Source organism: Mycobacteroides sp. PCS013 (assembly GCF_049532645.1).
GTDB classification, from domain to species: Bacteria; Actinomycetota; Actinomycetes; order Mycobacteriales; family Mycobacteriaceae; genus Mycobacterium; species Mycobacterium gwanakae.
On the sequence record NZ_CP150131.1, the window covers coordinates 4,008,880 to 4,034,535 of the forward strand.

Genomic DNA, 25,656 nt, shown 5'->3' on the forward strand with positions numbered 1-25,656 from the left:
ATCGCCAGTATGCCGAAACGGACCCCGGTCCGGCAGGGAGAAGATGCTCTGATGATCACCGAACTGGACTCGGTGCTTCTCGACGTTCCAAATCTCGCTGACGCAAAGGCTGCCTATGCGCGGCTGCTCGGAACCGACACTCCGCACCCCCAGCTCCATCTCGGGCTCCCAGATTGGGCAACGCACCCCGGGTTGCTGTTCGGCGTCGCAGACCTGTCGTCCGCGGCCCGGACGGTCGATCGCCGCGGCCTCGCACTGGCCACGCACGGAGAGCTCGTGGTGGGACAGGCCGACGGACTCACCCTGGGACTACGCGCGCGACCGGCAACACACGCGGTTCCGGCGAGCGAGCAGATCGATCACCTGGTGCTGTTCTCCCCCAATCGCGACAGGATCATCGCGACGCTCTGCGGACGGCTCGGCTTCGATCTGCGCCTGGACCGCATGCAGTCGTGGGGCGTACACCAACTGTTTTTCCGCTGCGCGGGCCTGGTGGTCGAGGTGGTGCTGCGCGACGACGACCCCACCGGACCCGACTCTCTGTGGGGAATCGCCTGGCGCACCAACGATATTGACGCTTCCCATACTCGGCTGACGGATGCTGGGGTGACTCTCAGCGCCATCCGTGACGGTCACAAGCCAGGCACCCGAGTCGTGACGGTCAAGGACCCCGGACTGGCAGTCCCCACAATTTTGATTGAGCAGCGCTAGCCGCCGACTAGGTTGGGGTCTATGACGACTCCGAACCCGGGAAGCTGGCAACCCGACCCCGACGGACGATTCGAATTCCGCTGGCACGACGGCCACCGCTGGACGGACCAGGTAGCCCATCAGGGAAAAGTCAGTTCAGCTCCGCTCGGAGGCTCCGCACCCGTCGCCCCACAGCCCGGCCCCTCGGCACAGGCCGCGCAACCGGCAGCGCAGGCCCAACCTCTCGGGGACCAATTCTCAGGTATCAGTGGAGATTTGGTGGACGGCCGATTCAGCGAGAATGAGGCCAAGCCGATCTCGAACCAGAACGCCAAACTGTTACGCGTTCGCCTTGGCGAGCCATTCCTGGCACGTCAAGGATCGATGGTGGCCTACCAGGGCAATGTCGATTTCGCCTTCGAAGGCGGCGGTGCGGCGAAGTTCCTGAAGAAGGCACTCACCGGAGAAGGCTTGCCGCTCATGCGGTGTTCGGGCCAGGGCGACGTATTCCTGGCCGAGCGCGCCTTCGACGTCCACCTACTGAACCTCAACAACGCGGGCCTTTCGATCAGCGGCAAGAACGTGCTGGCCTTCTCGGCAGGCCTGAACTGGAACATCGAGCGGGTCAAGGGCGCCAGCATGGTCACCGGCGGCCTGTTCAACACGACCTTGCGGGGAACGGGGTGGGTGGCCTTGACCACCGATGGTCCGCCGGTAGTGCTCAATGCCGCAGAGGCCCCGACATTCGCCGACACGAACGCGGTGGTGGCGTGGTCGGCCAACCTTCAGACGCAGCTCAAGACGAGTTTCAAGGCCGGCGCCCTCATTGGCCGCGGTTCGGGCGAGGCACTCCAAGTCTCGTTCCAGGGCCAGGGATTCGTCATCGTGCAACCATCCGAGGGCGTTCCTGTCGTCACCGCCGGCTAGAGGGTCATCAGCCCCGAAAGCTCCCGGGCCCCCCGGGTCAACGTCGCGATCAGTACTTCTCGCTCCGCGCGGGTCGCACTAGGCAGCAGCGGCCCCAGCTGAAGTTCGTAGGCGGCATCGGCACCCACGAAGATGGGCGCCGCTAGATAGCTGATCGGCAACACATCGTCGGATACCAGCTCGTCGCGTGAGTAGAGACGCGAGGTGAGCCGGGACAGCTGTCGCAACAGCCGTTCGCGGAGCGCCGCCTCCATCACCTCCGAGCCCACCGAACCGAGCAGATCCGAGAGCAGGTCAACCATCCCGGTGTCGTCATGGTCGGGGCGGTAGATCACGTATCCGCAGTCGGAAACCTGCCGCAGAAGCCGCTGGCCGGAACGCGCGCTCAAGCCGCGGGCGGTGCCGAGCCACTGCGCGCGTTCGTCTGATGAACGCCAGGGCATCACGGCCGAACCCGCGGGAAAGGCCAGCGGTATCGTCTGCCCGACCGCGAATCCGGTGACAGCTCTGCGGCCCGCTTGCGCCTTGGCGACGATCGTCAATGTCTTCGGACTGATTCGGCTGATGGTCGCCCCCGCCTGTGCTGCTCCGGCGATTCGGGTCAGCACGTCCTGGACCTCGCGGGGCATGGTCGCCTCGACCGCGCGCGGCAGCGCCGACCCAACCCGATAACGAAGCTCACCGTCGCGCGTCAACCATCCCGCCGACTCCAACTCGTTCACCACGGCGGTGGCGGTGGCCCGGGGAATACCTGTACTTGCGGCGATCTCGCTCAACGATTTGGGTTGTGTTGCAGCAGCAAGCATCTCCACGATTCTTATGACGCGTGCGGTCGGCGGTGAAATGGTCGCCATGAGTTCCCTCCCTCTTGCGTGTTGCAGTGCCCAGGTCTACAGTGCATCGACTATTCGCCCCAAGGTAGTCGAATATTCGACACGGAGGTAGACATGATTCTGGACCGCTTCAGGCTCGACGGCAACGTCGCGATCGTTACCGGCGCGGGTCGTGGGCTGGGCGCGGCGATCGCAGAGGCCTTCGCGCAGGCGGGTGCCAATGTGCTGATCGCCTCGCGTACTGAATCCCAACTGCATGAGGTCGCCGCGAAGGTGGCTGCCGCGGGACGCCAGGCCGAGGTCGTCGTCGCCGATCTGTCCGACACCGAAGCATCCGCCTCCCTGGCACAGAAGGCCGTCGACCGGTTCGGGCGGCTCGACATCGTCGTCAACAATGTGGGCGGCACCATGCCGAAACCGTTCTTGGACACTACTAACGACGACCTCGCCGAGGCCTTCTCCTTCAACGTTCTCAACGGTCACGCGCTGTTACGTACCGCGGTGCCGCACCTGCTCAAGTCTGACAACGCTTCGGTCATCAACATCACGTCCACCATGGGCCGGCTTCCGGGCCGCGCCTTCCTCGGATACTGCACCGCCAAGGGTGCTCTTGCTCATTACACCCGCACGGCTGCAATGGATCTGAGTCCGAGAATCCGCGTCAACGGTATCGCCCCCGGCTCCATACTCACCTCTGCGCTGGAGGTCGTCGCGGGCAACGACGAAGTGCGCGGGACCCTCGAAAAGAACACGCCACTGCACCGACTGGGCGATCCGGCCGATATCGCGGCGGCCGCAATCTATCTCGCATCGCCAGCCGGCAGCTTCCTCACCGGCAAGGTCCTCGAAGTCGATGGCGGTCTCATCGCACCCAATCTCGACATTCCCCTGCCCGACCTCGCCTGACTACTTCCAGAAGGAACCTGATATGACGAAGACACGTGTAGCTGTCTGGGGCACAGGAAATGTCGGCCAGCATGCGCTCGCCGGGGTAATCACCGACCCGACCATGGAACTCGTCGGCGTATGGGTGTCCGGAGCCAACAAGGCCGGAAAGGACGCCGGTGAGCTGGCCGGGCTCGCCACCACCACTGGTGTCGCCGCGACCACCGATGCCGCAGAGATCTTGGCACTCAAGCCCGACTGCGTGGTGTACACCGCTATGACCGACAACCGCCTGATGGAGGCGATCGAGGACTTGCGCTCGATCCTGGCAGCCGGTATCAACGTCGCCGCCAGCGCGCCGGTGTTCCTGCAGTATCCGTGGGGCGTCCTGCCGGATAACATGCTGGAACCCATCGAAGCCGCAGCACGGGAAGGCAACTCGTCGATCTTTGTCGGTGGTATCGATCCTGGTTTTGCCAACGACCTGCTGCCGCTGGCGCTCATGGGTACCTGCCAGCACGTCGATCAGGTGCGCTGTATCGAGATCGTCGACTACGCGACGTACGACAGCGCAACGGTGATGTTCGATGTCATGGGCTTTGGTAGGCCGATGGACGAGACCCCCCTCCTGCTGCAGCCGGGAGTACTGTCGCTGGCCTGGGGTTCGGTGGTGCGGCAGCTCGCAGCCGGTCTGGGCATCGAATTGGACGAGGTCACCGAGACCTATGAAAAGCTATCCGCACCTGAGGATTTTGACATCTCATCGGGACATATCCCCGCGGGCACCATGGCCGCGCTGCACTTCGAGGTTCGTGGGATGAAGGACGGCAAGGTGGTGACGGTCCTTGAGCACTTCACCCGCCTGCGCGAGGATCTAGCGCCGGACTGGCCACAGCCCGCACACGAGAGTGGCACCTATCGTGTCGAGATCACCGGGGAGCCCAGCTACATACTGGATTTGGGCTCGTTCAGCGCACACGGTGATCACAACTACGCCAATCTGATCGCGACGGCGATGCGCGTGGTCAACGCGGTACCTGCCGTCGTCGCAGCCGATGCGGGTATCCGCACCACTTTGGACCTACCGCTGATCACGGGAAAGGGGCGCGCGCGATAGCGTTCGGGCAATGCTCCCGGCGTGAATCCAGTTGCCCAGCCACACCGGCATCGCGAGCGCACCGCCAACCAATCCGAGCGGCCCGGGGAGCAGTGAAACGATTTGCAATGCGCACCACGCTAAACCCGTTGCACGCCAGATATTTCGATTGACATCGCTAATGGTCGGCGATGCCGCAAGGCTTCCGGCGATGTCGTTGACGATGAAGAAGTCTTCAACGAAGTTGAAGGGCAGGGCGAACATCAACCACACCGACCGAGGAGACCGCGTGCGCCCCCATTCGGGCAGGCGCACGAGAATGCGCTGCAGGGTAAGGCAATAGAGGGCTACCAGGCCGAAGAATGTCACGATGGTGGTCACCGCTGCCACTGGGCCGGTTGCGCTGAGTTCCCCGAGAATTCCCGATCCCCATCGCGGCGCCCATAGCGGCTGTAGCAGCAGTGCTACCACCGGGATGGTGAGCACCACGGTCCATGCACGCATCAGCAGACCCTACTGGCGGCTCTTGCGTGGTGGAGGATTACGGCGTGGTGCCGGCAGGGACGTACAGCCTGATGAGCTCTGCGAGCCGCTCACCGACGTCGTCGAGCGTCTCCGTCGACTGCGCGGCGATCGACATGATGACGGCGCCTTCGATCGCCGCGATCATGGTCCGGGCCAGCGAGCGTGCCGCCTCGGCAGCCACGTGATAGCGCGTAAGCCGCTCGGTGAGAATGGCCTGCCAATCCTGGAATGCGTCCGCCGCCACCGCCGAGGCCTCGGGCGCCTCGGTACGTCCCAGCACGGCAGCGACGATCGGGCACCCCGCCTGCATCTCGGTTTCGCCGAGTTGCGCCTTCCACAGTTCGATGAACAACTGAATGCCGTGTGCCGGATCGATATCGTCACCGGCCGCCTTGATGATGGCCGTCAGCTCTTGTCCCGCGAGGCGGGTCGCCTCGGCGACCAGTTCCTGCTTACCGCCGGGAAAGTTGAGGTAGATGGTTCTCCGTGACACACCGCTGTCTTCCAGCAGTGCGTTGAGACCGGTTCCCGCGACGCCACGGCGCCGCACCAGACCCGTCACGCTAGCGATCAACGTGTCACGTGCCGACATCCTGCCCGCCTCCCAACTTGTCAGGTGTTAACTATACCGCTCAGTCTACCGAGTCGCCGCCGGGCCGGGGCACTTATCGGAACATTGCGGTAAACCAATCGGTGTACTACCGTCGGCCGAGTGGCAGACCTACACGATCCTCTTCCACTGGCCTCGGGCCAGGTACTGCGCAATCGACTGATGAAGTCGGCCCTCAGCGAGGGCCTCGGCGACACCTCTCAGGGACCCGACCACCGGCTCGTCGAGTTGTACCGCCGCTGGGGCACCGGCGGGTTCGGCCTCGTCGTCACCGGCAATGTGATGGTTGACCGCAGCCACCTGGGTGAGCCGGGAAATGTGGTCATCGAGGACGACCGGCATCTCGATGGCCTGTCGCGGTGGGCCAAGGCAACCAAGGATGGCGGCGGCCTGATCTGGATGCAGGTGAACCACCCAGGGCGGCAAGCCAACCCGCTCGCCACGGCGTCCCAGCCGGTGGCACCGTCCGCGATCAAGATGAACGTCCCCGGATGGCAAGCGCCACGTGAACTCACCGATGACGAGATCGAGAACATCATCGACCGGTACGCGACCACGGCGTCGATCGCCGATGCGGCCGGGTTCGACGGTGTTCAGATCCACGGCGCACACGGCTATCTGGTGGCACAGTTCCTGTCGCCACGTACCAATCGGCGCACCGACCGGTGGGGAGGCGACCCGGAACATCGGATGCGTTTCGTTCTCGAGGTTGTCCGCCGCACGCGTGCGGCGGTGAGCCCCGGCTTCTCGGTCGCCATCAAGCTCAACTCCGCGGACTTCCAGCGTGGAGGCTTCACCGAGGAAGAGTCGCGGGCAGTCATCGCGGCGCTCGCCTCCGAAGAGGTCGACCTCATCGAAATCAGCGGTGGTACTTACGAATCGCCGGCAATGGAGGGCAGGCCGCTGGTGACATCGGCGTCGACCCAGGCCCGCGAGGCCTACTTCCTCGAGTACGCCCGCACCGCCCGCGAGGCGGCAGGTGACGTACCGATCGCCGTGACAGGAGGCTTCCGCACGGAAGCCGCCATGTCCGACGCCGTCCGATCGGGTGATTGCGATGTCGTGGGGCTCGGGCGCCCGACAACTGTCAATCCCGAGTCCGCCGACAGCCTGCTGACGGCGCGTCAGGACAAGCTGACCGTTCCGGACGCTTCACTGCCCCTACCCGGCTGGCTGGCTTCGACCGGCAGGGCGAAGTCTTTCCTGAGCGCACTGGAACTCCAGTGGCACAACACCCAACTACACCGCCTGGGCGCGGGGACCGACCCGGACCCCACCATCGGCCCGTGGATCACGGCACTTCGGCTCCTCAAGAACAACGGGGTCGACGCCTTTCGGAGAAGGAGAAGTTCATGACGGACAAGACACTGCGCAAGTTCCGCAGAGAGCGCGCCATGGGCCGTTACCTGCTCAACCCCGCCGTCTCGGCCCTGACAAAGCTTGGCCTGCGTACAGCGCTCGCCTCGGAGCTGGAAACCACCGGACGCAAGACCGGCCAGCTGCGGCGAGTCCCGGTCTCGGTCCAGTTCGACGCGACCGGTGCGTGGGTAATTAGCCAGCACGGCACCCGCTCGGGCTGGGGCAGCAATATCGCCGCGAATCCCAATGTCCGCCTGAAGCAGGGAAACAGGTGGCGTACCGGAACCGCCCAGTTCCGGCCCGATGACGACGTCGTCGCGCGGGGCCGCAAGTTCGGGGCCGTCGGCGCGCGGGTGGTCAAGGCACTGGAGACCACCCCGATATCGGTGCGCATCGATTTCACCGACTGAGGACAAGGAATCCGGGATATGCCTCTCTATCAGTGCATAACACGTGCGGAGAGCCTCACCGACGAGGTGCGGCAGGCCATCGCCCAGGAATTCACACGTATTCACTGCGAAATCACCGGCGCTCCGGCGGTATTCGTCCACGTGGTCTTCAATGAATACCAACCAGGCCACCACTATCTGGCGGGCAAACCGGAAAGCGACACCACCTTCATCGCGGGCACTATCCGTTCAGGGCGTTCCCTGGAACAACGTCAACAACTGCTCCGTGAACTCTCGTCCGCCTGGCACGAGCTGACCGGCCAGTCGGAGGAGGAACTCGTCCTGGGCATTTCCGAACAGGACGCCTCCGCAGTCATGGAAGCCGGGCTCATTTTCCCCGAGGCCGGCGCCGAGGCCGCCTGGTTTGAGCAGAACCGAGAGAAGCTGGGCTTCCTTCTCAATCAGTAGGCCCAAATCCGCCACTGGCACACTTGCGCACTTTTGTGCCATTGAGTTAGCGTGGTGCTCATGGTCGATCAGAGCGCCATCACCCGTCCCGTCAGCCTCGACGAAGGGCTCCGGGAAGCAATCCCCATGCCCGTGGAAGACCCTGCGGACGACTCCGTGGAAACCCCGCGACTGGGCGCCGACTCCCTGGTGTGGAAGTTCTACGGGGATGTCCGTGGCGTCCTCGGCTTTCAGCGGCTCGCCGGCACCGAGAACTGCATCGAACAGCTGGGTAAGGCGGTCGAGGACCATTCGGTGATCTTCACCGACACCCTTGGCCGCGCACGCCGCTCCGGGCCGCCCATCATGAAGACCATCTACTCGGCGGACCCACAGAAGTGGGGGCGGATGGTGCGCGATTTCCACAAGCCGATCACCGGAACCATCAGCGACGGATCGCGTTACCACGCACTCAATCCCGAGCTCTTCTATTGGGCGCATGCGACTTTCGTCGATCAGGTCTTGTACATCACCGACACATTCATCCGGCGTCTCTCCTACGCCGAGAAGGTACGGATCTTCGAGGAGAGCAAGGTCTGGTACAGCCTCTACGGGGTCAGTGCGCGCAATCAGCCGCAGACGTACGACGAGTTCGTCACCTACATGGAGGGCATGTTCGACCGGTTCGTGCCGACCAAGACGATCCTCTACGCGACGGGCTACATCCGCCAGGGCGTGCCCGGGCCCAAGCAGATTCCCAAGCCGCTGTGGCGTCTGCTGTCGGCGCCACTGAACGCCTTCATCCGGACGGTCGTCGTCGGAACGCTCCCGCCGCAGATGAAGCAGGTCTGCCGACTGGAGTGGAGCGACAAGAAGGAACGCAACTTCCAGCGCTTCGCCACGGTCATGCGCGCATTGAACCCGTTGTTCAACAGGCTGCCGGTGCGGGCGCTGTACCTGCCGTGGGCGTCCGAGGGCTGGAATCGTGAAGGAGTCGACCCCCGCCCGCTGTACAACCGGGCGCCATGACCACACTCGTGGGGGTGACCAGCGCCCCACCCACCGATGCCGTACTCGATGCCGCGCGCATTGAGTTCGAGCGGCACGGTATGCGCCGCGCCAACATGGACGCCATCGCACGTCGCGCCGGGGTGAGCCGCCGCACCCTCTACCGCCGCTTCCCCACCAAGGAAGCGCTGTTCGAGCACCTCATCGAGGCAGAGAGTCTGGGCATCTTCGGCCAGCTCGCCGTCGCCGCCAACGGCCAGGATGCCCAGGGCGCCATCGTCGAGTGCTTCACGCTGGCCATGCGGCTCATCACGGAAAGTCGGCTAGCGGGCACCATCATCGAGAACGAACCGGAACTCGTCATCGGCCTCAACACGCCTTCCGGTGAGAAGGCCATTGTGCGAGCCAGCGCGCTGGTGGCGTCCAGCCTGCGGCACAGCGGCGCCACAATGCCCGATGACGCAGTGCTCGCGGTGTCGGAAATCCTTGTGCGGCTGGTTGGTTCCCTGCTCACCAACCGCGCCGGCGTACTCGATATCACCGATACCGTGGCGGTACGGCGGTACGCACAGACCTACCTGGCTCGATTGGTCTGGTAGTACTACTCGTTCAGAAACCGACCTTGAGTCGGCATCTGACTAAACTGCCTGCATGGCGACACGGCGGCAGATGTACGCAGAACAGACTCGTTCGGACCTTCTGGATTCCGCGCGCCGGCATTTCACGACGACCGGCTACAACAGCGTGACCGTCGACGACATCGTCAGCAGCATCGAAGTCAGCAAGGGCACGTTCTACTACCACTTCTCCGATAAGCAGGCGATGTTCAGCGCCCTGCTCACCGAATGCCTGACCGAGACCGCCGATACCGTCACCACAGCCATCCGCCTCCTGGACAAGCCCGGCGCCAACGGCCCCCAGGTCGCCGCCACGTCAGCATGGGTGTACCTGTCCCGATCGCGCGACGACAGAACCTACCGGGAACTCATGCGCCAAGCGCCGATGGTCCTCGGCGAGGAGACCTACCGCCACATCGACGACACCATCGTGCTGCCTCCCTTGGTCACACTCATGGAGACCCTTGCCGCCCGTCATGAACTGAAGGCCGGTGTGCACACCCATATGGCCGCCCGGATGCTCATGACGATGTTCGTCACCGCCAACAGCATCATCGCCGAATCCGATGATCCCGCAACAACAATGACAGAAGTCGCCGATACGATCGCCACCATGTTCAGCGGGATCGTGCTCGGAGACGTCCCGCTGTCGCGGGCCGCCGCTAACGGATAGCCAGGAACAACAGCGTCCGCAGGAAGGGGCGCACCGCGAACGCCGTCCAGCGCAAGGGGAACCATCCCACCCACTTCGGGGTGAACGCCACTGTCCAGCGCACCAGCACCTTGTTCCCATCAGCGGCGAGCTCCCAACGTTCACCGAATGCCTTGATAACCAAGGGAACCGAAACACCGGTCCCGATCGCGACCAGCTTGAGGCCCTCTTCGCTGTGAACTACCTTCTCGGTGATCGCGAACAGCGGAGTGCGGGTCACCACCTGGTCACCCGATCTCACCGGGCCGGACACAAAGGGAATCGTCTCCAGGTAGCCGCCCTCGGAGACCTGAGTCCACACCCGCTCGACGGGCCCCGGCACGGTGACCTGCGCGGTGACAGCGAACGATGCCCCCTTGTCGAAAAAGTCGGTGTCCGGCATCGTCACCCCGAAGCGTCGCGGCCCGCTGTCGCCGGAAGCCAGGGCGAACAGCACCACAGCCCCCAGCAAGCCCCCGAGGGCCAGCACTCCCACGACGATCCCGATCAGCACCGGAGTGGACATGGTCCTCCTTGAGTACGAGTTGCCATTAACTGACTCGCGAGTCAGTTAGCAAGCTAGCCCTCCTACCAGCAGCCACAGAAGCGCAATCGCACAAGTTCGTGACCGAGGCCAGTCTGAGGCGCCCATTTCTTGTGACCCACCCCCGTATCGCTACCGGCGGCCCGCACGCAAACTTGCGTCGACAATTCGGGTAGCTCTACTCATGTCCTATCGGGCCTCAGCTGCCACCGTGGTCTCATGAGCACATCGGAGCCCACCGTCCGCGCCTCCACGGCGTACTACGTCCAGTCCGCAATCGCCTTCGCGGTCGCATTCGCCTCCACGCTGGGCGGCATCGCCTACCTACCGATATCGCCGTGGCCCCGCGCGTTCCTCGCGGTGTGCACCCTGTTCTTGGTCACCAGTTGCTTCGGGCTAGCCAAGGTCATCCGGGACACCCACGAGTCACAACAGGTCCGCAACCGCATCGACGAGGCGCGCATCGAGCAGATTTACGCTGAGCACAACCCGCTGAAGCCGGCGATCTAGTTCAGCACCCGATCACCGGCACGCAACAACGCACTGGGGACCTCGTGCCCGACGACCGATTGCACCACCCGGGCGGCCGCGATCGCGGCTTCGAGGTCCACATCGACGCCGATACCGCTGTCCCGCAGCAGATACACCAGATCCTCGGTGGCGATGTTGCCGGTCGCGCCCGGCGCGAACGGGCAGCCACCGAGGCCGCCGATCGAGGAGTCCAGCCGCGTCACTCCGGATTGCACAGCGGCGTACGCGCTGGCCAAACCAGATCCACGGGTGTTGTGGAAATGTGCGCCCAGCGGTGCATCACCGACGATGGGCCGCACCGCCGCAACGAGATTCGCGACGCGGCGCGGTGTCGTAGTGCCGATGGTGTCGGCAACGGCGTAACGGTCCACCCCCCAATCGCGGGCTCGGCGCACGATGTCGAGCACTCGATGTTCCGGGGTGGGCCCGTCGAAGGGGCAGTCCCATGAACAGGCCACTATCACCTCCACCGTGGCATCGGCTTCACGGGCGAGCGCCACGATTTCCTCGATGCGCGCGGTGGCCTCGGCGCTGCTAGCGCCGACGTTGGCTCGACTGTGTCCATCGGATGCCGAAACCACGTACTCCAGCGAGGTCAGTCCCGCCGCCAGGGCACGCTTGGCGCCGTTGGGGCTGGCGATGAGGGCAGAGAATTCGATATCCGGGTAGTTGTGCAGCTGTGCCGACAACTCGGCGGCGTCGGCCAGCGCCGGCATCTTGGAGGGTGAGACGAATGCGGTGGCCTCCACCTCTCGCACTCCTGTCGCCGCTATCGCATCGAGCAGTGTCAGCTTGTCCGCCAACGAGATCGGTGCCTCAAGCTGAAGTCCGTCTCGCAGCAGCACCTCGCGGATGGTGACGTGGGCAGGCAGACTCATACGACCCCCTCGGCCCGCAACTTCTCGATATCCGCGGCGCTCCTGCCCAGCAGTCCCCCAAAGACGTCCTCGTTGTGCTGGCCGGGCCGAGCCGGGCCGGCGTTGCGGACACCGCCCGGCGATTCGGACAGCACCGGGACCACGCCGGGCCCCAGCACCGACCGGTCGAGCCGTTCATCGAAATGTTCGACGAGCATCTCTCGGGCCTTGAGCTGCGGGTCCTGCACCACATCGGCGACGGTGTTGATAGGGCCTGCGATGACACCGGCCGCACTGAGCACGTCGATGATGTCGGCGGGCAGACGCCCAGCCGCCCATTCGGCGATGATCGCGTCGAGTTCGTCCTGATTGCGGCCCCGCGCAACGTGATCGACAAAGCGCTCATCAGAGCTCAGCTGCGGCTGATCCATCGCTTCGCACAGCCTGCGGAACACGGTGTCTTGATTCGCAGCGATGACCACCCAGCTGCCGTCCGCGCTCTGATAGATGTTCGATGGCGCAATGCCCTCCAGTCGGGTTCCCGACGGGCCACGCACCACGCCACCCACGTCGTAATCAGGAATGGTGGATTCCTGCACTGCCAAACAACTCTCGGTCAGTGCCGTATCGACGATCTGTCCGCGGCCGGTGACGGTTCTCCGGTACAGCGCAGCCAGCGCACCCTGGGCGGCGAACATCCCGGCAAGGGTGTCACCGATCGAGAGCGCCATTCGGGGCGGCGGACCGCCCGGAAAGCCGTTGAGATGCCGCAACCCGCTGGCGGCCTCGGCCACCGAGGCGTATCCGGCCTTGTGCGCGTCCGGACCGGTCTGCCCGTAACCGGAAACACGAACCAAGACGATGCCCTTGTTACGTTCGGCCAGAACGTCGTAGCCGAGGCCCCATTTCTCCAGGGTGCCGGGCCGGAAGTTCTCGACGATCACATCCGACTTCTCGACGAGATCGAGGAACAGCGCGCGTCCGGGCTCGGTCCGCAGATCCAGGGTGATGGCCTTCTTGTTGCGTGCGTGCACCGTCCAGAAAACATGGTGCCCATCGACCTCGGCCTGCCCCCACGTCCGCAACGGATCCGGCGCGCCGGGCGGCTCGATCTTGAGCACCTCGGCACCCATATCCCCGAGTAACCGCCCTGCGAAAGGCCCGGCAATCAGGGTGCCCAACTCCAGCACCCGGATCCCATCAAGAGCACCCGTCATGCAGTCACCATAATCCGCGCCGAGTGTCGACTTGTCGCGCCGTCGACTCGCACTTTCGCCCGACAAGTCGACACTCGGCGGTGGTCAGCTGCTCATAGAGCTGTACGGGGTCGCTATCGCAACCGGTGACTACTTCGTGGTGTAGCCACCGTTGATCAGGATGGTCTGCCCGGTGATCCACCAGCCGTCGCTGACGAGGAACCGGATGAACGGAGCGATGTCTTCGATATCGGTCAGTCCGGTCTTCGAGAACGGCGAGAGTGCGGCGGCCGTCTTGTGATACGCCACCGCGTCTTCACCCTCCGCCGGGTAGAAGAACGGCGTGTCCATCGGCCCCGGGCCCACGGCGGTCACCGAAATGCCGCGCTCCCCGAATTCCTTCGAAGCGGCGCGGGTGAAGTGCTCGACGGGCGCCTTGGTCCCCGCGTAGGCCGCGTAGAACGGGGTGTACGCACCCAGCAGCGACGTCACCAGCGTGACGATCTTGCCGTTGTCGTTGACATGCTTCCCGGCCTCCTTCAGGAACAGGAAAGCGGACTTGGCGTTCACCGCGCTCGCGGAGTCGTACTCCTCCTCGGTGATCTCGGTGAACGGCTTCTTGATGACCTTGCCGACGGTGTTGATCGCAATGTCGGGACGCCCAATCGCTTCAACGGTATCCGCGAACAGTTTGCTTACCGCGCCCCCGGTGGTCAGGTCTCCCTGGAACGCCACCGCCTTCGCTCCGGCCGCTTGGAGGGCAGCCACCGTCTCATCCGCGGCATCCTTGCTCGACGGGCTGTTGTAGTGGATCGCGACCGCACCAGCGCCGTTGGCAACCAGATCCCGGGCAATGAGACCACCTAGATTCTTGCCGCCACCGGTGATAAGAACAGTCTTGCCCTTTAGTGAATGATCTGTCACTCGAGTATCTCCCTCTAGTACGTTGTGGCCTTGTCATTGCGGGTGGGCTCCACGATCGCCCACATCTCCATACGAATCGTAGGTTTAGGTAGCACAAGGGAAAACCACATTATTCTTGTATAAACACAATCAGGAGTTGTCATTGCAGATGAGCGGGACAGCAGAGGGTAGTTCACTGGTCAATTTGCTGGATTCCCGGCGATTGTTTCAGTTCGTCGTGGCCGCGGAAGCCCCGACGCTCGCGGCCGCGGCGGCCGAGCTGTTCATCACGCAACAGGCACTGTCGTCGGCGATACGCCAGCTGGAGCGCGACCTCGGCGTCGCGCTCTTCTCACGCGCGCAACGCAGCCTGCAACTGACCGATGCCGGCCACGAGCTGTACACCGGTGCAAAACCACTTCTAGCCGGAATACGTGTGCTGGCCAATGCGACACGAAACCACTCGAATCCCCAGCGGGCCTTTGTCATCGGACACTCTCCGGCGATTTCCAGTGAAGAGGTCTACCGGATCATCGAGCCGACGGTCATCGCGGATCCCACAGTGTCGATCACCGTCCGACAGGTCTTCCCGAGCACCATCGGTGATGGCCTCCTGGACGGCTCACTGGACTTGGCCCTACGGCGCGGGGTGGGTATGCCCGCAGATTTGGCCACCGACACCCTGCTGTACCAGCCGTTGCGTATCGCAGTCGTGCGCTCTCACGCCCTTGCCGCCCACGATCGCATCGACATCACGGAGATCGCCGAGCACCCCATCGTGGTGTGGGCTCCACCTCGACACTCGTACTACACGGACTTGCTGGTTTCACATTGCCGTCGAAGCGGTTTCGAACCCCAATTGCTGGTCAATCCGGTGCAGGGCACTCCGCCGCATACGGCCGTGCTGGCCCACCCCGATCATTGCGCGTTCGTCACCGATGACCCCGGCGCCGTCTACCACGGCAAGGTGAAGGTGATCGAGATCGCCAATCCCCCATTGGTTCCCGTTCAGGCGGTTTGGCTCCCGCATTCGGTGTCGACCGTCCGTAACAGGCTTTTCGAGAATGCCCGTGGTGCAACTGTTGTCAGCGCGGGATCGCAGTTGGAAGATGGAGACATCCGGGCAAGCATTCCGAGTCCCTCCCATGTCGCACACGCATCGGATGTTCAGTGATCGCCAGGACGCGGGCCGCGTACTGGCAGGCATCCTTGCGCCGTACCGGGAGCAGGATGTGGTGGTGCTCGCGTTGCCTCGCGGTGGAATACCGGTGGGGCGGGAGATCGCGACAGCCCTGAATGCCCCGCTAGAGGTGCTGGTGGTTCGTAAGCTCGGCGTACCCGGACACGAGGAGTACGCGATGGGTGCCATCGCCAGCGGCGGAGAGGTAGTCGTCGACGAGGGCATTGTGCGCACGATGGGGATCAGCCAGGAACAGCTCCGCACTGTGACCGCCAATGAACGTCGTGAGCTCGCCCGGCGCGAACGGCTGTACCTGAGACATCGCAGTATCGAAATCGAGGGCAAGACAACCATTCTGGTCGACGATGGCGTCGCCACCGGCGCCACGATGCGGGTCGCACTGCTCGCGATCAGGCGAACATCGCCGGCTCGGGTGGTGGCGGCTGTACCTGTTGCACCTCGATCGGCGTTCCACCGATTCAATTCCCTGGTGGACGATTTCGTGGTCGCCTGTTGTCCCTCTCCATTCCAGGCAGTGGGGGATGCGTACGAGGACTTTCGTCAGGTCTCCGACGAAGAGGTCCGTGCCCTGCTCTCGCCGCAGATCACCAAATAGTCCGGTCGGGCGCATACCGTGGTGCCATGCGCCTGGTTGTGATGGCAGTCCTCCCCTTCGCCCTCCTGGTGGGCTGTGGCGACCGCGGGCTCGATACGCCACGAGCAGCCGCCGATACCTCGGCGGCTACCCCGACCGAGGTTGCGCTTCCCGCTTCATCTGTCGTGTTTGAGGACGACGCACGAATCCTCGATAGCCGTCCGATGACATTCGACAGCTGGAGTCGCTCCCCCGACGGCACGGCCGTGATCGTGCACTTCACCAGCGGCACCCCACAGTGCCACGGCGTGCACGCCACCGTCCGAGAGACCGACGACGCCGTCGCGGTTGCGTTGCGCGGTGGTACGCCGCCGGAGGCCGCAGGCAAGGCCTGCATCCTGATCGCCGTTCAAGGCAGCCTCGCCGTGCCATTGGCGACCCCTCTCGGCGACCGAAGAGTTCTCAGCGTCTCGTGACTGTCACTTCACGGGGTCGTGTTTAAAGCTCACCCTGACGATGCCGTGGTCTCCGGTACCAGTCTCCCGATGATTCTCGAAGTTGAGATGATCGTTGTTGATCAGCAGCCCTTCGAAGAGCCACACCCGCTTACGGCTGTGGTCATAGAACTGCTCGCTCACCATCACGTGGTCGAGCGACTCCCGCAGATCTTGATGCACGTGGGTGTAATACACGTCGCGGGTGTCCCGGTACTCCTGCAACGTCTGCGCCGAATAAAGACCAAAATCACTGCCCCCCTGCGAGTCTCCGACGAGATAGCGCGGCTGGCTCGTCAGGATGTTGGCCGTGTTGCTCTCCTTGCCGTCGTTGATATCGCCCAGTACGACGACCGGAGTCTCCGTGTCGCGCATGACGCCGTTGAGCAGCACCCGGACGGCTACCGCCTCGGCCGTTCGGCGGATGGTTGAGATCCCATCGCCCAGCGCCTGTTGATGTGGCCGATACGTCGCCGAGGACTTCTTGTACCAGGCCTCCTTGCTGATCTGCGTCGGCAGCTTGGACTTGAGGTGCACCACAAAGATTTCCGTGGCCGGTTCGTCGTCGCGCAGCTGAACCTGAAAGTTCAAGACCGGCCGGGAAAAGCTCTTGATCGAGACGTCGATGACAGGCGCCTGGGGGTCGGCCGGGTCATCCCTGGATTCAAGCCGGACCGCCTTGGGGAAGTCGGTTATCCATTTGGGCTTTCCGGTGAGGAGACCCTTGCGCACCAACGCGGCGCAGGTAATCGAGGTTCCTACCGCCGGAGTGGCCAGGACGTCGTACTCGTCGGCCAGGCCCTGCGGATCTACCGCAAGGACCGCCTCCAGGGCACTTTTGCTCCACACTTCCTGCAGGCCGACGACGTCGGCGCCGAGAGTGCCCAGTTGCCATGCCGCCCATTCGGTCTTGCGCTTGAACTCCTCGGGAGTCCATGGCTTCGACGTGGCATAGAGCGGAGTGTCTGCGTCCTGCAGGTTGTACATGTTGAACGTCGCGACGCTGAAGGTGGTGCGGGCCATGCTCGTCAAGGTATTCCGCGAACCGTCGAACGTCGAGAGTATTCACCCGGTTGCCACTCATCCGTCACACCCGAACGCTCACCGACCGCGAGCACGCCAGGTGGGGTTCTCGTGTTGTTTCCTGTCCCGCCATGTTCCGTGGCTAACTTCCAGCCATGGACATGGGTCTGGCGCCCTCGGACGTCATGGATCCGATGTATTGGCTGGGCGAGGGCGGACTATTCGGTGGCGCCGTTCTGGCCGGCGTTATGGTCATCGTCTTCATCGAAACTGGCTTACTGTTTCCCTTCCTGCCCGGTGACACGCTGTTGTTCTCCGCGGGGCTGATTGCCGCTCAGCCGAATTCCCCTGTCTCGATCCAGGTGCTGGCGCCTTGCGCCGCGTTAGCGGCCCTACTGGGAAGTCAATGCGGGTACTTCATCGGCCGCCGGCTCGGCCCGGCATTGTTCAGAAAAGAAGACGCACGTTTCTTCAAACAGCGGTATCTAACCGCCTCCCGGGAGTTCTTCGACAGACACGGACCCAAGACGCTGCTCGTCGCCCAGTTCATCGGCGTGGTCCGCACTTTCACCCCGGTCATCGCCGGCATGTCTGGCATGAGGTATCCAATTTTCTTGCTGTACAACGCTATTGGTAGTGCGGCATGGGGTGTCGGGCTGACGACGGTCGGCTACTTTCTGGGTAACGTCGCCTTTGTCGGTGAGCATCTGGACGTCTTCATCCTGGTGATCGCCATCTTGTCGACGCTCCCGGCCGCCGCCACAGCGGCCAAGGTGTACTTGGAGAAGCGGCGCGCAGTCACCGACAGCGGCTAAACACCCGTCGAGGTTTGGCGGTCGTAATGCCGCTTCACCCGCGCGCGGTTACCGCATTTTGGGGTGCACCACTCGCGACGGGGATGTTCCTTGACGAAATAGAGCACGCAGTGCGACGACAGGCAGGCCCGCAGCCGGTGACGTTCCGGGCCACCGAAGAAGTCGATTGCCTGACGCGCGATCAGACCGACCGTCAACCGTGCTTGCGATCCGCGGGCCGTCGCCGCCCTGCTGGGTTCTCCGCTCACCGGCCATACCAGCTCTGCCCGAGCACGAGCAAGCGTGTTGATCGTGGTGACGGCCTGGGTGTGCGTCATGCCCGATGTCGGCGGTCTCGGATCTGCGGTGACCTCCGCGGCCAGACACCGTAGGGCGTCACGCAGAGCCCGCAGATCGTCGGCGATGAACTGGGCATCCTCCAACGAGAAGGCAATGGTGTGCGCCCCCGATTCGGCCAGTATCCGATCCGCCATAGCCTCGAGCCACGCATGCACAGGCTGGTCGCCCGCCAGAGCATCCATTACCTCCCCGCGCCCACCGCGGACGGTGTTCATCAGCTCCACGGGGAGTGGTTCACCCAAGATGGCGGCGATAGTGCCCGACGTGCTCGTTTCCATGCCACGACCTTATCTCTCCTAATGGATAGCACCACTTGTAACCATGTGGCCTATCTAACAGTGCAGAGGAAATACCGCCTAATGTTTAGGGGTTCCTCTAAACGTTAGAACTTTCCGACGGTGGAAGGAACCGCCATGAACACCCAGATCACCTCATTCACCCGGTCGGCCATCCGATCGGCAGTTTCGTTCATGGTGGCGCTGGCCGCTCTCGGGGCGATGGCCGTGGCCTCATTCGCATTCACCGCACAAGCCTCTGCGTCCGCCGGGGGTGGCTCGTCGGCCGCCGACACCGTGAACCAGCTACAGGCGCAGGGTTACACGGTTCAGTTGAACGGCATCGCAGACACACCACTATCGGAGTGCGTGGTGACCGGTGTCGAAGGACTGCGCGGCGCCACCGCTTTCTCCACGGTCTACGTCGACATCTCCTGCCCCATCCACAACTGAAGACACGCTTCAGAAGCTAACGCGGACTGCCCCCGGTCGAATGGCCGTGGGAGTCCGCGTTTCGCGTATTCGGTTGTCTTGCTTAGTCGAACAGGCCGGTGCTCGAGATTATTCCGGCCCCGGATGACTGACTTATCACAGGTCATGACGGATTGCAGCCGATAGCGCTCACGTTATTAGAAGCATCGCAAGCAGATCTTCAAAAGCATTGGAGCACAGACAAAATGACCGCTATCACCGCCACCTCGCAGGCAATCTCCACTAACGCTCGCCGCGTTGTCGCCGCGGCCGGTATCGGTCTCGCGATCCTGGTGCCCACCTTCGCCGCCATCGAATTGGCAACGGCCCCCACCTCCGCTCTGGTCGCTGGCGCCGGCAACAACGGCTCAGGGGGCAACAACCGCGACCACGCTCGGCTGGGCACCGGCCAGTACACGATGAACACCTCCGGCCCACAGATGCGGTACACCCCTCCCGCTAGTGGCCAGTACATCGGCGGCATCAACTAGTCCGTCGGAAACACCAAGGGCCGCTTCCGGAATAACATCCGGAAGCGGCCCTTAGTGTTGTTCGGCGCTAAGCCCGATTAGGGCTAGGGCAGGATCGAGTCCACGTACCCGCCGTCGGCGCGAACCGCAGCACCTGTCGTGGCCGAGGCCAGCGGCGAGCTGAGGTAGACCACCAGATTGGCGATCTCCGCCGGCTCGATCAATCGCTGCAGCAGCGACTGAGGGCGATGCTTCTTCATGAATTCACGCTGTGCCTCATCCCAGGGCAGCGACTTATCGACGAGCTGATAGACGAAATCTTCCACACCCGCGGTGTGCGTCGGCCCGGCGATGACCGAGTTGACGGTGACACCCGAGCCGGCCGCGTCCTTCGCGAATCCTCGTGTGACTCCCAACAGCGCGGTCTTGGAGACCCCGTAATGGATCATCTCCTGCGGGATGACAATCGCCGAGTCACTGGCGATCTGAATGACGCGGCCCCATCCGGCGTCAATCATTCCCGGCAAGTACTCACGGATAAGGCGCACGGCGGACAGCACGTTCACCTCGAAATAGTTCCGCCACTGTTCATCGGTGATCTCGCGGGCCGGCGCCGCCCCGAAGATGCCCAAGTTGTTGACCAGGATGTCCACTTCGGGGAGTTGCGCACGAAGTGACTCGACACCTTCCGCTGTCGAGACGTCCGCCGCAACACCGATCACGCTGCCGTTCTGAAGCCCAACCTCCGCGATAGCCGCGTCGACGCGTTCCTGGGACCGGCCGTTGACCACAGCGCGCGCACCACTGGCCGCGAGCTGCCTAACAATCTCCAGGCCAATGCCCTGTGTGGAACCCGTTACTAGCGCTGTCTTACCGGTCAGGTCGATGTTCACGTATTCATTGAAGTCGCCCCGCACCCGACTTCATTCCCGAACGGGCTGATTGACGGGAATCATGAAGGTCTAGCAACCCTAGACATCGCGGTTGTCCGCCACGAGCAAGTGCGGGTCCGTACTGGCGTCGTCTATACCGAAGCTGATGATCCGGCTCGGGGTGATCCGGATGATCGCGGTATCCAACTCGTCACCGGCGGCACCGTGCGCCACCGGGGCCACGGCAGGTCGAGCAGTACCGCGTATCTCAAGACACCGCACCCGCCACGGCGCCCTGGACGGGATGTCATCCACCACAAACGCGACCTTTTCGTTGTCGATTATGTTGCGGTACTTACGGCTTCGACTCATGCGATAACCGGATACGTCTATGGTTCCCAACTGCTCGTTGTATGTGAATCCCACGGGACTCACCTGAGGCGCGCAGTCCGGCAAGATAGTGGCGAGTCTGCCAAGCTCGGCCTGACGCATGAATGCGATCTCATCGGGTCTGAAGGTCATACTCACGACGGTAAGTTCTCAACTGGACTTGAGATCAAGCACTAATAGGAAACGGGGCCGCACCCAAGATCCGATTCCGGGTGCGGCCCGGCGTCCTGCTCAGTCCGAGCAGCAGCATCCCCCCTGCTGAGCCGACGCCAACTCCTCCGAGACAACCTCAACCTTGCCGTCGGGGCGCCAATCGAACGGGAAGTGCTTGCTCGACTCACCGCGATGCTCATGTGACCACTCGAACCCGACCGAGTGGTCCTTCTTGACCACACCCCAGGTCGCGATCTGACCGGGGCCGACTTCGGCTCCTGGGGCGTTCGCGGTGGTAACCCGACGACTTGGGTCGGCGGTCGGGCCGGTCAGGGCCTCAACACGGAGATCCACTTTGCCGGGGATCTCCGCACCCCAGCTCGCCAGATCGTCGGCCTTGTCGAAGTTGATCGGGACGTACTCGATGCCGCGCAACTCCTCGATGAGGCTCGCGAACTCCGCGGGCCAGCCGCCCTCTTTACCGGTGAAGATCCGCTCGAGGGCGATGCGCTGGCGGGCGTCCGCCGACTCGTCGATGTAGAACATCAGCTTCATGGTCGCGTCCGGGTCACCTATCCACATGTTCCCCTTGAATTCGCCCTGGGCAACCACGCCCAGATTGCTCAACTCAACGTCGCCCCAATGGCCTTCGCTGACATGCCACACCAAGGTGAACAGGCAGTCCCCGTGTGTGGGCTCCTGCGCAAAGCTGCACGGGCACGGCAGCTTGCAGCTGCACACGTCGAACCAATCGCCCTTGAGATTCCAGTCGTAGGTATCTGTCGCCGACATTTCGTCCATTCCTTTCTATACCCCATAGGGGTATCTGACATCCCGAACGTAGCAGCGGTCGACACGCCTTGGCAAGTACCCCTAGGGGGTATATTTCGAAGCCTTTGGAGGCCGAGAAAACTCGATTGATATAGATAGGCGTATGCCCGAATCAGCCTTCGACCCCACACCTGTCACAAAGATCTGGCAGGAGCTGGGTGTCCCGGGGATCGTGGACGTGCACACCCACTTCATGCCCAAGCCCGTCATGGACAAGGTATGGGCGTACTTCGACTCGGCGGGGCCTCTCATCGGGCGCCCCTGGCCGATCACCTACCGCACCGAAGAGTCCCAACGGGTACAGACGCTGCGAGAGTTCGGCGTTCTCCGTTTCACCTCGTTGATCTATGCCCACAAGCCGCAGATGGCTGCCTGGCTGAATCAGTGGGCCACCCAGTTCGCGGCGCAGACCCCGGACTGCGTGCACACCGCAACCTTCTTTCCCGAAGCCGGCGCCATCGACTACGTGCGCGAGGCTATCGAGGCTGGCGCGGGCGTCTTCAAGGTCCACATCCAGGTGGGAGCGTTCTCCCCCGTCGATCCGCTGCTCGTCCCCGTGTGGGGGCTTCTCGAGGACGCCGCTGTTCCGGTGGTGATCCACTGCGGCTCCGGACCGGCGCCGGGCGAGTTCACCGGGCCCGAGCCAATCCGGGTGCTGCTCAAGCAGTTCCCCCGCCTGCGCCTGATCATCGCGCATATGGGTATGCCCGAGTACTCCGACTTTCTCGATATCTCCGCGCAGTACGACGAGGTACGTCTCGACACCACCATGGCCTTCACCAAGTTCTCGAATGAGAAGGCGCCGTTTCCGGAATCCGCCTACCCCCGACTGATAGATCTCGGTCACAAGATCTTCTTCGGCAGCGACTTTCCGAACATCCCCTACGGATATGCCGAAGCGGTTACCGCGCTGCAGACGTTGCCCGGTGTCGACGACAACTGGATGCGCGATGTCCTCTACCGCAATGGCGCCGCACTATTCCGTGTTGACAGCTAGACGAGCGAGCCCGCCCGATAGGCCTCCCGGACCATGAGCCGCTGGCGTTTTCCGCTCGTGGTCCGGGGAATGGTTCGCGCCGGTACCACAACCACCTCATCGAGGGAGAACCCGAAGGCGGCACGCACACCCCCGGCGATACGTGTCCGAAGTTCCTCATATTCGTCCACTGCCGCGCGGGTCCCGACGACGGCGATCACCGACTCACGGGCCCGCTGTTCGTCACGCAAGGAGAAGACGACAGATACTCCACCGGCGCCGGACATACTGTCGATCTCCCGCTCGATGTCGTAGGGCGGGAAATTGCGACCACGCACGATCAGCATCTCCTTGTGCCGGCCCACCACGAACAGTTCGCCATCGGTGAGAAAGCCCCGGTCGCCGGTGTCATGCCATCCACCCACAGGCGTGGCCACTCCCCCGTCTGCGGTGAGGTAGCCCGCCATCACCGATGGCCCCCTCACCTGAATATCGCCGACCGTACCGTCTGATGAGCGCGCACCGTCCGGGGTGACGATCCGAAGTTCCAGGCCATCGACCACCTTCCCGCAGGAGACCACGGGCTCGCCGTCATCCGGGCCGCGACCAACCCGCACCCGTCCGAAGGATGTCGCGTCAGGCATACAGGCTTGCAGCGCAACGGTTGTGGCGAGCACTGTCTCGGCCATGCCGTAACACGGCACCAACACATCGGTCCGCATCCCCAGCGGCGCAAACCTTTCGGTAACCTCGCGCAGCACCGAGAACGCAATGGGCTCGGCGCCGACGTAGGCGTGACGCAGCGACGACAAGTCCACGTCTGCTATCCCACCACCACGCGAGATCGCCTCCACTACTGCCCGATACGCGAACGGTGGCCCCGCGGTATGGGTGGACCCATGTTGGGACATGTGCCGTAGCCAGGACACTGGATCCCGCAAAAACCCCATCGGGGTCATCACACCGACCCGAAGACCGTAGAGCAGCGCGGCCAGCACCTGGATGAATCCCATGTCGTGGTAGAACGGTAGCCAGCTGAACACTCGATCCCGCCCGCGTAATGCCCTTGTGCCATAAGCGATTGCCGTGGTGTTGTGCACCACATTGCCGTGCGTCAGCAGCACTGCTTTAGGGGCCGACGTGGATCCGGAAGTGAGCTGGATGTGGTGGATGTCGCCGGGATCGGCACGCGAGCACCGCTTCCAGTCAATCGGTTCAGCATCAGTCAGCTCGTCATACATCACGACCAACGGATGCGTGGTCGCCACCTCTACTCGTGGCTGTGTGATGACCATGGCCGGGTTCAACACGCCCAGCGCCGCACTCAGATGCGCCACTCCCGCAGATTCCGGCCGCGACGGCGTCGGCGGCGGTGCGATCGCGCACGGTACCGCGCCCAGCAAGAGCACTGCCAGCAGCGTGGTCAGGTACTCCTCGTCGCTCACCGCAATCATTGCCACCCGGTCGCCACGGCGAAGGCCCCGCGCAGCCAGCGCCGCAGCACGAATCCTTGTGGCATGGACCAGGTCTACCGCCGCAAGCGTATACAGATGACGGCGCGAGTCGTAGAAGTCGATCTGCTCCAACTCCGAGCGCAGCAGCGCGGCGTAATCGATCGCGCCGGAGGCCAGAGCCGGAGCATTCGCCCTCACATGCCGACTAATTGCTATGTCAATCATGCCTGTTCGCGGCGTTTCGCCTTATCGCTAAGACGCTGACGGATGAGCACTCCGATATCGCCCACCACCGTGAACGCGAAGGCTTCCTCTTCGGGAATGAAGACCGAGAACCTATCCTCTAGCTCGTTCATCAACGCCATCAGCACCACGGAGTCGACGGGTAAGGCGAGTAGCGGCGAATCGACGTCGACCGCCTCAAGATCGACCTGCGCCAGATCTTCCGCGGGAAGCAGCCGGGTCAAGGCATCTCGAAGCGCACCGATGATTTCCGTATCGTCCGGGAGCGCAACGGTTTCTGTCATTTTTCCTCTTTCTCCAGCAACACGCCATCTTCGAGGTGCAGCACCCGATCAGCGATCCCGGTGAGGCGCAGATCGTGTGTCACGATCACCACCGCCGCTCCTTGAGTCCGGGCGGCATCCGCGAGTTGTTCGGCCACCTTCTTCCCGGTAGCCGAATCCAGGTTCGCGGTGGGCTCATCGGCCAGGACCAGCCCTGGTCGCGCTACCAGGGCGCGTGCGGCAGCGACGCGTTGCTTCTCTCCGCCCGAGAGCGCCGGTGGGCGATGGCCGGTCCGGTGCCCCAATCCCAGCTCGGTCAGCACTTCCCTAGCCCGTGTCATAGCGGCGTCCTTCTTGACGCCGGCATAGCGAAGCGGCAGAGCCACGTTCTCAGCGCTCGTCAACGCGTTGAGCAGGTTGTACTCCTGAAATAGGAAGCCCAAGCGCTCCAGGCGGATTCGTGATCGCTCCCGTTCGCCGAGCTCGCCAACGTTCTGTCCGTCGATCCGGACGTGCCCCGAATCCGGGGTAAGCAGAAGCCCCATGACAAGAAGTGCTGTGGTCTTTCCTCCACCGGAGGGGCCGACAACCAGAACCACCTCATGGGGTTTGACCGTTAGATCCAGACCCCGCAGAGCGCGCACCGCGGCATCGCCGGTTCCGTATTGGTGTTCGACATTCTCAAGTTGCAGTACAGGATTCAT

At 63.4% G+C, this 25,656-nt stretch carries 33 protein-coding genes; 18 read left to right on the forward strand and 15 right to left on the reverse strand.

Annotated features, from left to right (window positions below):
- Positions 1 to 51 precede the first annotated feature (51 nt).
- Both RHO23_RS19945 and RHO23_RS19950 read left to right on the forward strand, forming a co-directional pair.
- Entirely contained in the window at positions 52 to 711 is a 660-nt protein-coding gene (locus RHO23_RS19945; protein WP_070942112.1) for a VOC family protein, read from the forward strand.
- A gap of 21 nt (positions 712 to 732) precedes the next feature.
- Positions 733 to 1,617 (forward strand): AIM24 family protein, encoded by an 885-nt coding sequence (locus tag RHO23_RS19950; RefSeq protein ID WP_064409949.1) that lies wholly within the window; start codon positions 733 to 735, stop codon positions 1,615 to 1,617.
- Here the strand turns inward: RHO23_RS19950 and RHO23_RS19955 are convergent.
- On the reverse strand, positions 1,614 to 2,423 hold the full coding sequence (locus RHO23_RS19955) for a helix-turn-helix domain-containing protein (protein ID WP_070942113.1): 810 nt from the start codon (positions 2,421 to 2,423) through the stop codon (positions 1,614 to 1,616). The genes RHO23_RS19950 and RHO23_RS19955 overlap by 4 nt on opposite strands.
- A 141-nt stretch (positions 2,424 to 2,564) precedes the next feature.
- On the opposite strand from RHO23_RS19955, the gene RHO23_RS19960 reads away from it, so the two are divergent.
- Entirely contained in the window at positions 2,565 to 3,356 is a 792-nt protein-coding gene (locus RHO23_RS19960; RefSeq protein ID WP_064409951.1) for an SDR family oxidoreductase, read from the forward strand.
- Between the two features lie 22 nt (positions 3,357 to 3,378).
- On the forward strand, positions 3,379 to 4,452 hold the full coding sequence (locus tag RHO23_RS19965; RefSeq protein WP_064409952.1) for a diacylglycerol kinase: 1,074 nt from the start codon (positions 3,379 to 3,381) through the stop codon (positions 4,450 to 4,452).
- Here RHO23_RS19965 and RHO23_RS19970 read toward each other — a convergent pair.
- Together RHO23_RS19970 and RHO23_RS19975 are read right to left on the reverse strand one after the other, a co-directional pair.
- Positions 4,417 to 4,935 (reverse strand): hypothetical protein, encoded by a 519-nt coding sequence (locus tag RHO23_RS19970; RefSeq protein WP_070941610.1) that lies wholly within the window; start codon positions 4,933 to 4,935, stop codon positions 4,417 to 4,419. The genes RHO23_RS19965 and RHO23_RS19970 overlap by 36 nt on opposite strands.
- Before the next feature lie 37 nt (positions 4,936 to 4,972).
- Positions 4,973 to 5,548: a TetR/AcrR family transcriptional regulator gene (locus tag RHO23_RS19975; protein ID WP_046255234.1), complete on the reverse strand. Its 576-nt coding sequence runs from the start codon at positions 5,546 to 5,548 to the stop codon at positions 4,973 to 4,975.
- A gap of 120 nt (positions 5,549 to 5,668) precedes the next feature.
- On the opposite strand from RHO23_RS19975, the gene RHO23_RS19980 reads away from it, so the two are divergent.
- From RHO23_RS19980 to RHO23_RS20005, 6 genes are all read left to right on the forward strand, one after another.
- Entirely contained in the window at positions 5,669 to 6,922 is a 1,254-nt protein-coding gene (locus RHO23_RS19980) for an NADH:flavin oxidoreductase/NADH oxidase family protein (RefSeq protein ID WP_046255235.1), read from the forward strand.
- Complete coding sequence (locus tag RHO23_RS19985) at positions 6,919 to 7,335, forward strand: nitroreductase family deazaflavin-dependent oxidoreductase (RefSeq protein ID WP_030097479.1); 417 nt, start codon at positions 6,919 to 6,921, stop codon at positions 7,333 to 7,335. Before RHO23_RS19980 ends, RHO23_RS19985 begins: the two co-directional genes overlap by 4 nt.
- Positions 7,336 to 7,353: 18 nt before the next feature.
- On the forward strand, positions 7,354 to 7,782 hold the full coding sequence (locus RHO23_RS19990) for a tautomerase family protein (RefSeq protein ID WP_046255236.1): 429 nt from the start codon (positions 7,354 to 7,356) through the stop codon (positions 7,780 to 7,782).
- Positions 7,783 to 7,842: 60 nt separating this feature from the next.
- A complete protein-coding gene (locus RHO23_RS19995; protein WP_046256108.1) occupies positions 7,843 to 8,790 on the forward strand; it encodes an oxygenase MpaB family protein in 948 nt (315 codons plus the stop codon).
- Positions 8,787 to 9,368: a TetR/AcrR family transcriptional regulator gene (locus RHO23_RS20000; protein ID WP_030097482.1), complete on the forward strand. Its 582-nt coding sequence runs from the start codon at positions 8,787 to 8,789 to the stop codon at positions 9,366 to 9,368. The genes RHO23_RS19995 and RHO23_RS20000 overlap by 4 nt, the downstream gene beginning before the upstream one ends.
- 70 nt (positions 9,369 to 9,438) lie before the next feature.
- Positions 9,439 to 10,059 carry a TetR/AcrR family transcriptional regulator gene (locus RHO23_RS20005; protein WP_052740411.1) on the forward strand — a complete coding sequence of 207 codons (621 nt, stop codon included), beginning with the start codon at positions 9,439 to 9,441 and terminating at the stop codon, positions 10,057 to 10,059.
- On the opposite strand, the gene RHO23_RS20010 is transcribed toward RHO23_RS20005, so the two are convergent.
- Positions 10,049 to 10,603, reverse strand: coding sequence for an SRPBCC family protein (locus RHO23_RS20010; RefSeq protein WP_064409955.1), 555 nt, complete (start codon positions 10,601 to 10,603; stop codon positions 10,049 to 10,051). The two genes, RHO23_RS20005 and RHO23_RS20010, sit on opposite strands and share 11 nt — an antisense overlap.
- A gap of 237 nt (positions 10,604 to 10,840) precedes the next feature.
- On the opposite strand from RHO23_RS20010, the gene RHO23_RS20015 reads away from it, so the two are divergent.
- On the forward strand, positions 10,841 to 11,131 hold the full coding sequence (locus RHO23_RS20015) for a YiaA/YiaB family inner membrane protein (protein ID WP_046255239.1): 291 nt from the start codon (positions 10,841 to 10,843) through the stop codon (positions 11,129 to 11,131).
- On the opposite strand, the gene RHO23_RS20020 is transcribed toward RHO23_RS20015, so the two are convergent.
- From RHO23_RS20020 to RHO23_RS20030, 3 genes are all read right to left on the reverse strand, one after another.
- Positions 11,128 to 12,030, reverse strand: coding sequence for a hydroxymethylglutaryl-CoA lyase (locus tag RHO23_RS20020; RefSeq protein ID WP_064409957.1), 903 nt, complete (start codon positions 12,028 to 12,030; stop codon positions 11,128 to 11,130). The two genes, RHO23_RS20015 and RHO23_RS20020, sit on opposite strands and share 4 nt — an antisense overlap.
- Complete coding sequence (locus tag RHO23_RS20025) at positions 12,027 to 13,226, reverse strand: CaiB/BaiF CoA transferase family protein (protein WP_064409958.1); 1,200 nt, start codon at positions 13,224 to 13,226, stop codon at positions 12,027 to 12,029. The genes RHO23_RS20020 and RHO23_RS20025 overlap by 4 nt, the downstream gene beginning before the upstream one ends.
- Positions 13,227 to 13,355: 129 nt before the next feature.
- Complete coding sequence (locus RHO23_RS20030; protein WP_064409959.1) at positions 13,356 to 14,129, reverse strand: SDR family oxidoreductase; 774 nt, start codon at positions 14,127 to 14,129, stop codon at positions 13,356 to 13,358.
- A 148-nt stretch (positions 14,130 to 14,277) separates the two neighbouring features.
- Between RHO23_RS20030 and RHO23_RS20035 the strand changes: the two genes are divergently transcribed.
- Genes RHO23_RS20035 through RHO23_RS20045 form a run of 3 tightly spaced genes read left to right on the forward strand, consistent with a single transcriptional unit; the run spans position 14,278 to position 16,359 of the window.
- On the forward strand, positions 14,278 to 15,282 hold the full coding sequence (locus tag RHO23_RS20035; RefSeq protein WP_070941611.1) for a LysR family transcriptional regulator: 1,005 nt from the start codon (positions 14,278 to 14,280) through the stop codon (positions 15,280 to 15,282).
- Positions 15,272 to 15,904, forward strand: coding sequence for a phosphoribosyltransferase (locus RHO23_RS20040; RefSeq protein ID WP_064410493.1), 633 nt, complete (start codon positions 15,272 to 15,274; stop codon positions 15,902 to 15,904). Before RHO23_RS20035 ends, RHO23_RS20040 begins: the two co-directional genes overlap by 11 nt.
- 26 nt (positions 15,905 to 15,930) lie before the next feature.
- Positions 15,931 to 16,359, forward strand: coding sequence for a hypothetical protein (locus RHO23_RS20045; RefSeq protein WP_064409961.1), 429 nt, complete (start codon positions 15,931 to 15,933; stop codon positions 16,357 to 16,359).
- Positions 16,360 to 16,362: 3 nt separating this feature from the next.
- On the opposite strand, the gene RHO23_RS20050 is transcribed toward RHO23_RS20045, so the two are convergent.
- Positions 16,363 to 17,400 (reverse strand): endonuclease/exonuclease/phosphatase family protein, encoded by a 1,038-nt coding sequence (locus tag RHO23_RS20050; protein ID WP_030097492.1) that lies wholly within the window; start codon positions 17,398 to 17,400, stop codon positions 16,363 to 16,365.
- 155 nt (positions 17,401 to 17,555) lie between these two features.
- Between RHO23_RS20050 and RHO23_RS20055 the strand changes: the two genes are divergently transcribed.
- Positions 17,556 to 18,215 carry a DedA family protein gene (locus RHO23_RS20055; protein ID WP_057967549.1) on the forward strand — a complete coding sequence of 220 codons (660 nt, stop codon included), beginning with the start codon at positions 17,556 to 17,558 and terminating at the stop codon, positions 18,213 to 18,215.
- Here RHO23_RS20055 and RHO23_RS20060 read toward each other — a convergent pair.
- Positions 18,212 to 18,832, reverse strand: a complete 621-nt coding sequence (locus RHO23_RS20060) for a CGNR zinc finger domain-containing protein (protein WP_064409962.1) — start codon at positions 18,830 to 18,832, stop codon at positions 18,212 to 18,214. The genes RHO23_RS20055 and RHO23_RS20060 overlap by 4 nt on opposite strands.
- Before the next feature lie 135 nt (positions 18,833 to 18,967).
- Between RHO23_RS20060 and RHO23_RS20065 the strand changes: the two genes are divergently transcribed.
- Both RHO23_RS20065 and RHO23_RS20070 read left to right on the forward strand, forming a co-directional pair.
- Positions 18,968 to 19,282 carry a hypothetical protein gene (locus RHO23_RS20065; RefSeq protein ID WP_030097495.1) on the forward strand — a complete coding sequence of 105 codons (315 nt, stop codon included), beginning with the start codon at positions 18,968 to 18,970 and terminating at the stop codon, positions 19,280 to 19,282.
- 224 nt (positions 19,283 to 19,506) lie between these two features.
- On the forward strand, positions 19,507 to 19,791 hold the full coding sequence (locus RHO23_RS20070) for a hypothetical protein (RefSeq protein ID WP_030097496.1): 285 nt from the start codon (positions 19,507 to 19,509) through the stop codon (positions 19,789 to 19,791).
- An 83-nt stretch (positions 19,792 to 19,874) separates the two neighbouring features.
- On the opposite strand, the gene RHO23_RS20075 is transcribed toward RHO23_RS20070, so the two are convergent.
- The 3 genes from RHO23_RS20075 to RHO23_RS20085 form a co-directional block, all read right to left on the reverse strand.
- Positions 19,875 to 20,663 carry an SDR family NAD(P)-dependent oxidoreductase gene (locus RHO23_RS20075; RefSeq protein WP_057967630.1) on the reverse strand — a complete coding sequence of 263 codons (789 nt, stop codon included), beginning with the start codon at positions 20,661 to 20,663 and terminating at the stop codon, positions 19,875 to 19,877.
- Positions 20,664 to 20,741: 78 nt separating this feature from the next.
- A complete protein-coding gene (locus tag RHO23_RS20080) occupies positions 20,742 to 21,164 on the reverse strand; it encodes a PPOX class F420-dependent oxidoreductase (RefSeq protein WP_423488232.1) in 423 nt (140 codons plus the stop codon).
- Positions 21,165 to 21,263: 99 nt separating this feature from the next.
- On the reverse strand, positions 21,264 to 21,977 hold the full coding sequence (locus tag RHO23_RS20085; RefSeq protein ID WP_064410494.1) for a DUF1326 domain-containing protein: 714 nt from the start codon (positions 21,975 to 21,977) through the stop codon (positions 21,264 to 21,266).
- A 142-nt stretch (positions 21,978 to 22,119) separates the two neighbouring features.
- Here RHO23_RS20085 and RHO23_RS20090 point away from each other — a divergent pair, with 142 nt between their 5' ends.
- Entirely contained in the window at positions 22,120 to 23,013 is an 894-nt protein-coding gene (locus RHO23_RS20090) for an amidohydrolase family protein (RefSeq protein WP_030097500.1), read from the forward strand.
- On the opposite strand, the gene RHO23_RS20095 is transcribed toward RHO23_RS20090, so the two are convergent.
- From RHO23_RS20095 to RHO23_RS20105, 3 genes are read right to left on the reverse strand one after another with little or no spacing between them, the layout of a single operon-like run.
- Positions 23,010 to 24,644 carry an AMP-binding protein gene (locus RHO23_RS20095; RefSeq protein ID WP_193601846.1) on the reverse strand — a complete coding sequence of 545 codons (1,635 nt, stop codon included), beginning with the start codon at positions 24,642 to 24,644 and terminating at the stop codon, positions 23,010 to 23,012. The genes RHO23_RS20090 and RHO23_RS20095 overlap by 4 nt on opposite strands.
- 23 nt (positions 24,645 to 24,667) lie before the next feature.
- Positions 24,668 to 24,973, reverse strand: a complete 306-nt coding sequence (locus RHO23_RS20100; protein ID WP_030097502.1) for an acyl carrier protein — start codon at positions 24,971 to 24,973, stop codon at positions 24,668 to 24,670.
- Complete coding sequence (locus RHO23_RS20105; RefSeq protein WP_064410495.1) at positions 24,970 to 25,656, reverse strand: ABC transporter ATP-binding protein; 687 nt, start codon at positions 25,654 to 25,656, stop codon at positions 24,970 to 24,972. Before RHO23_RS20105 ends, RHO23_RS20100 begins: the two co-directional genes overlap by 4 nt.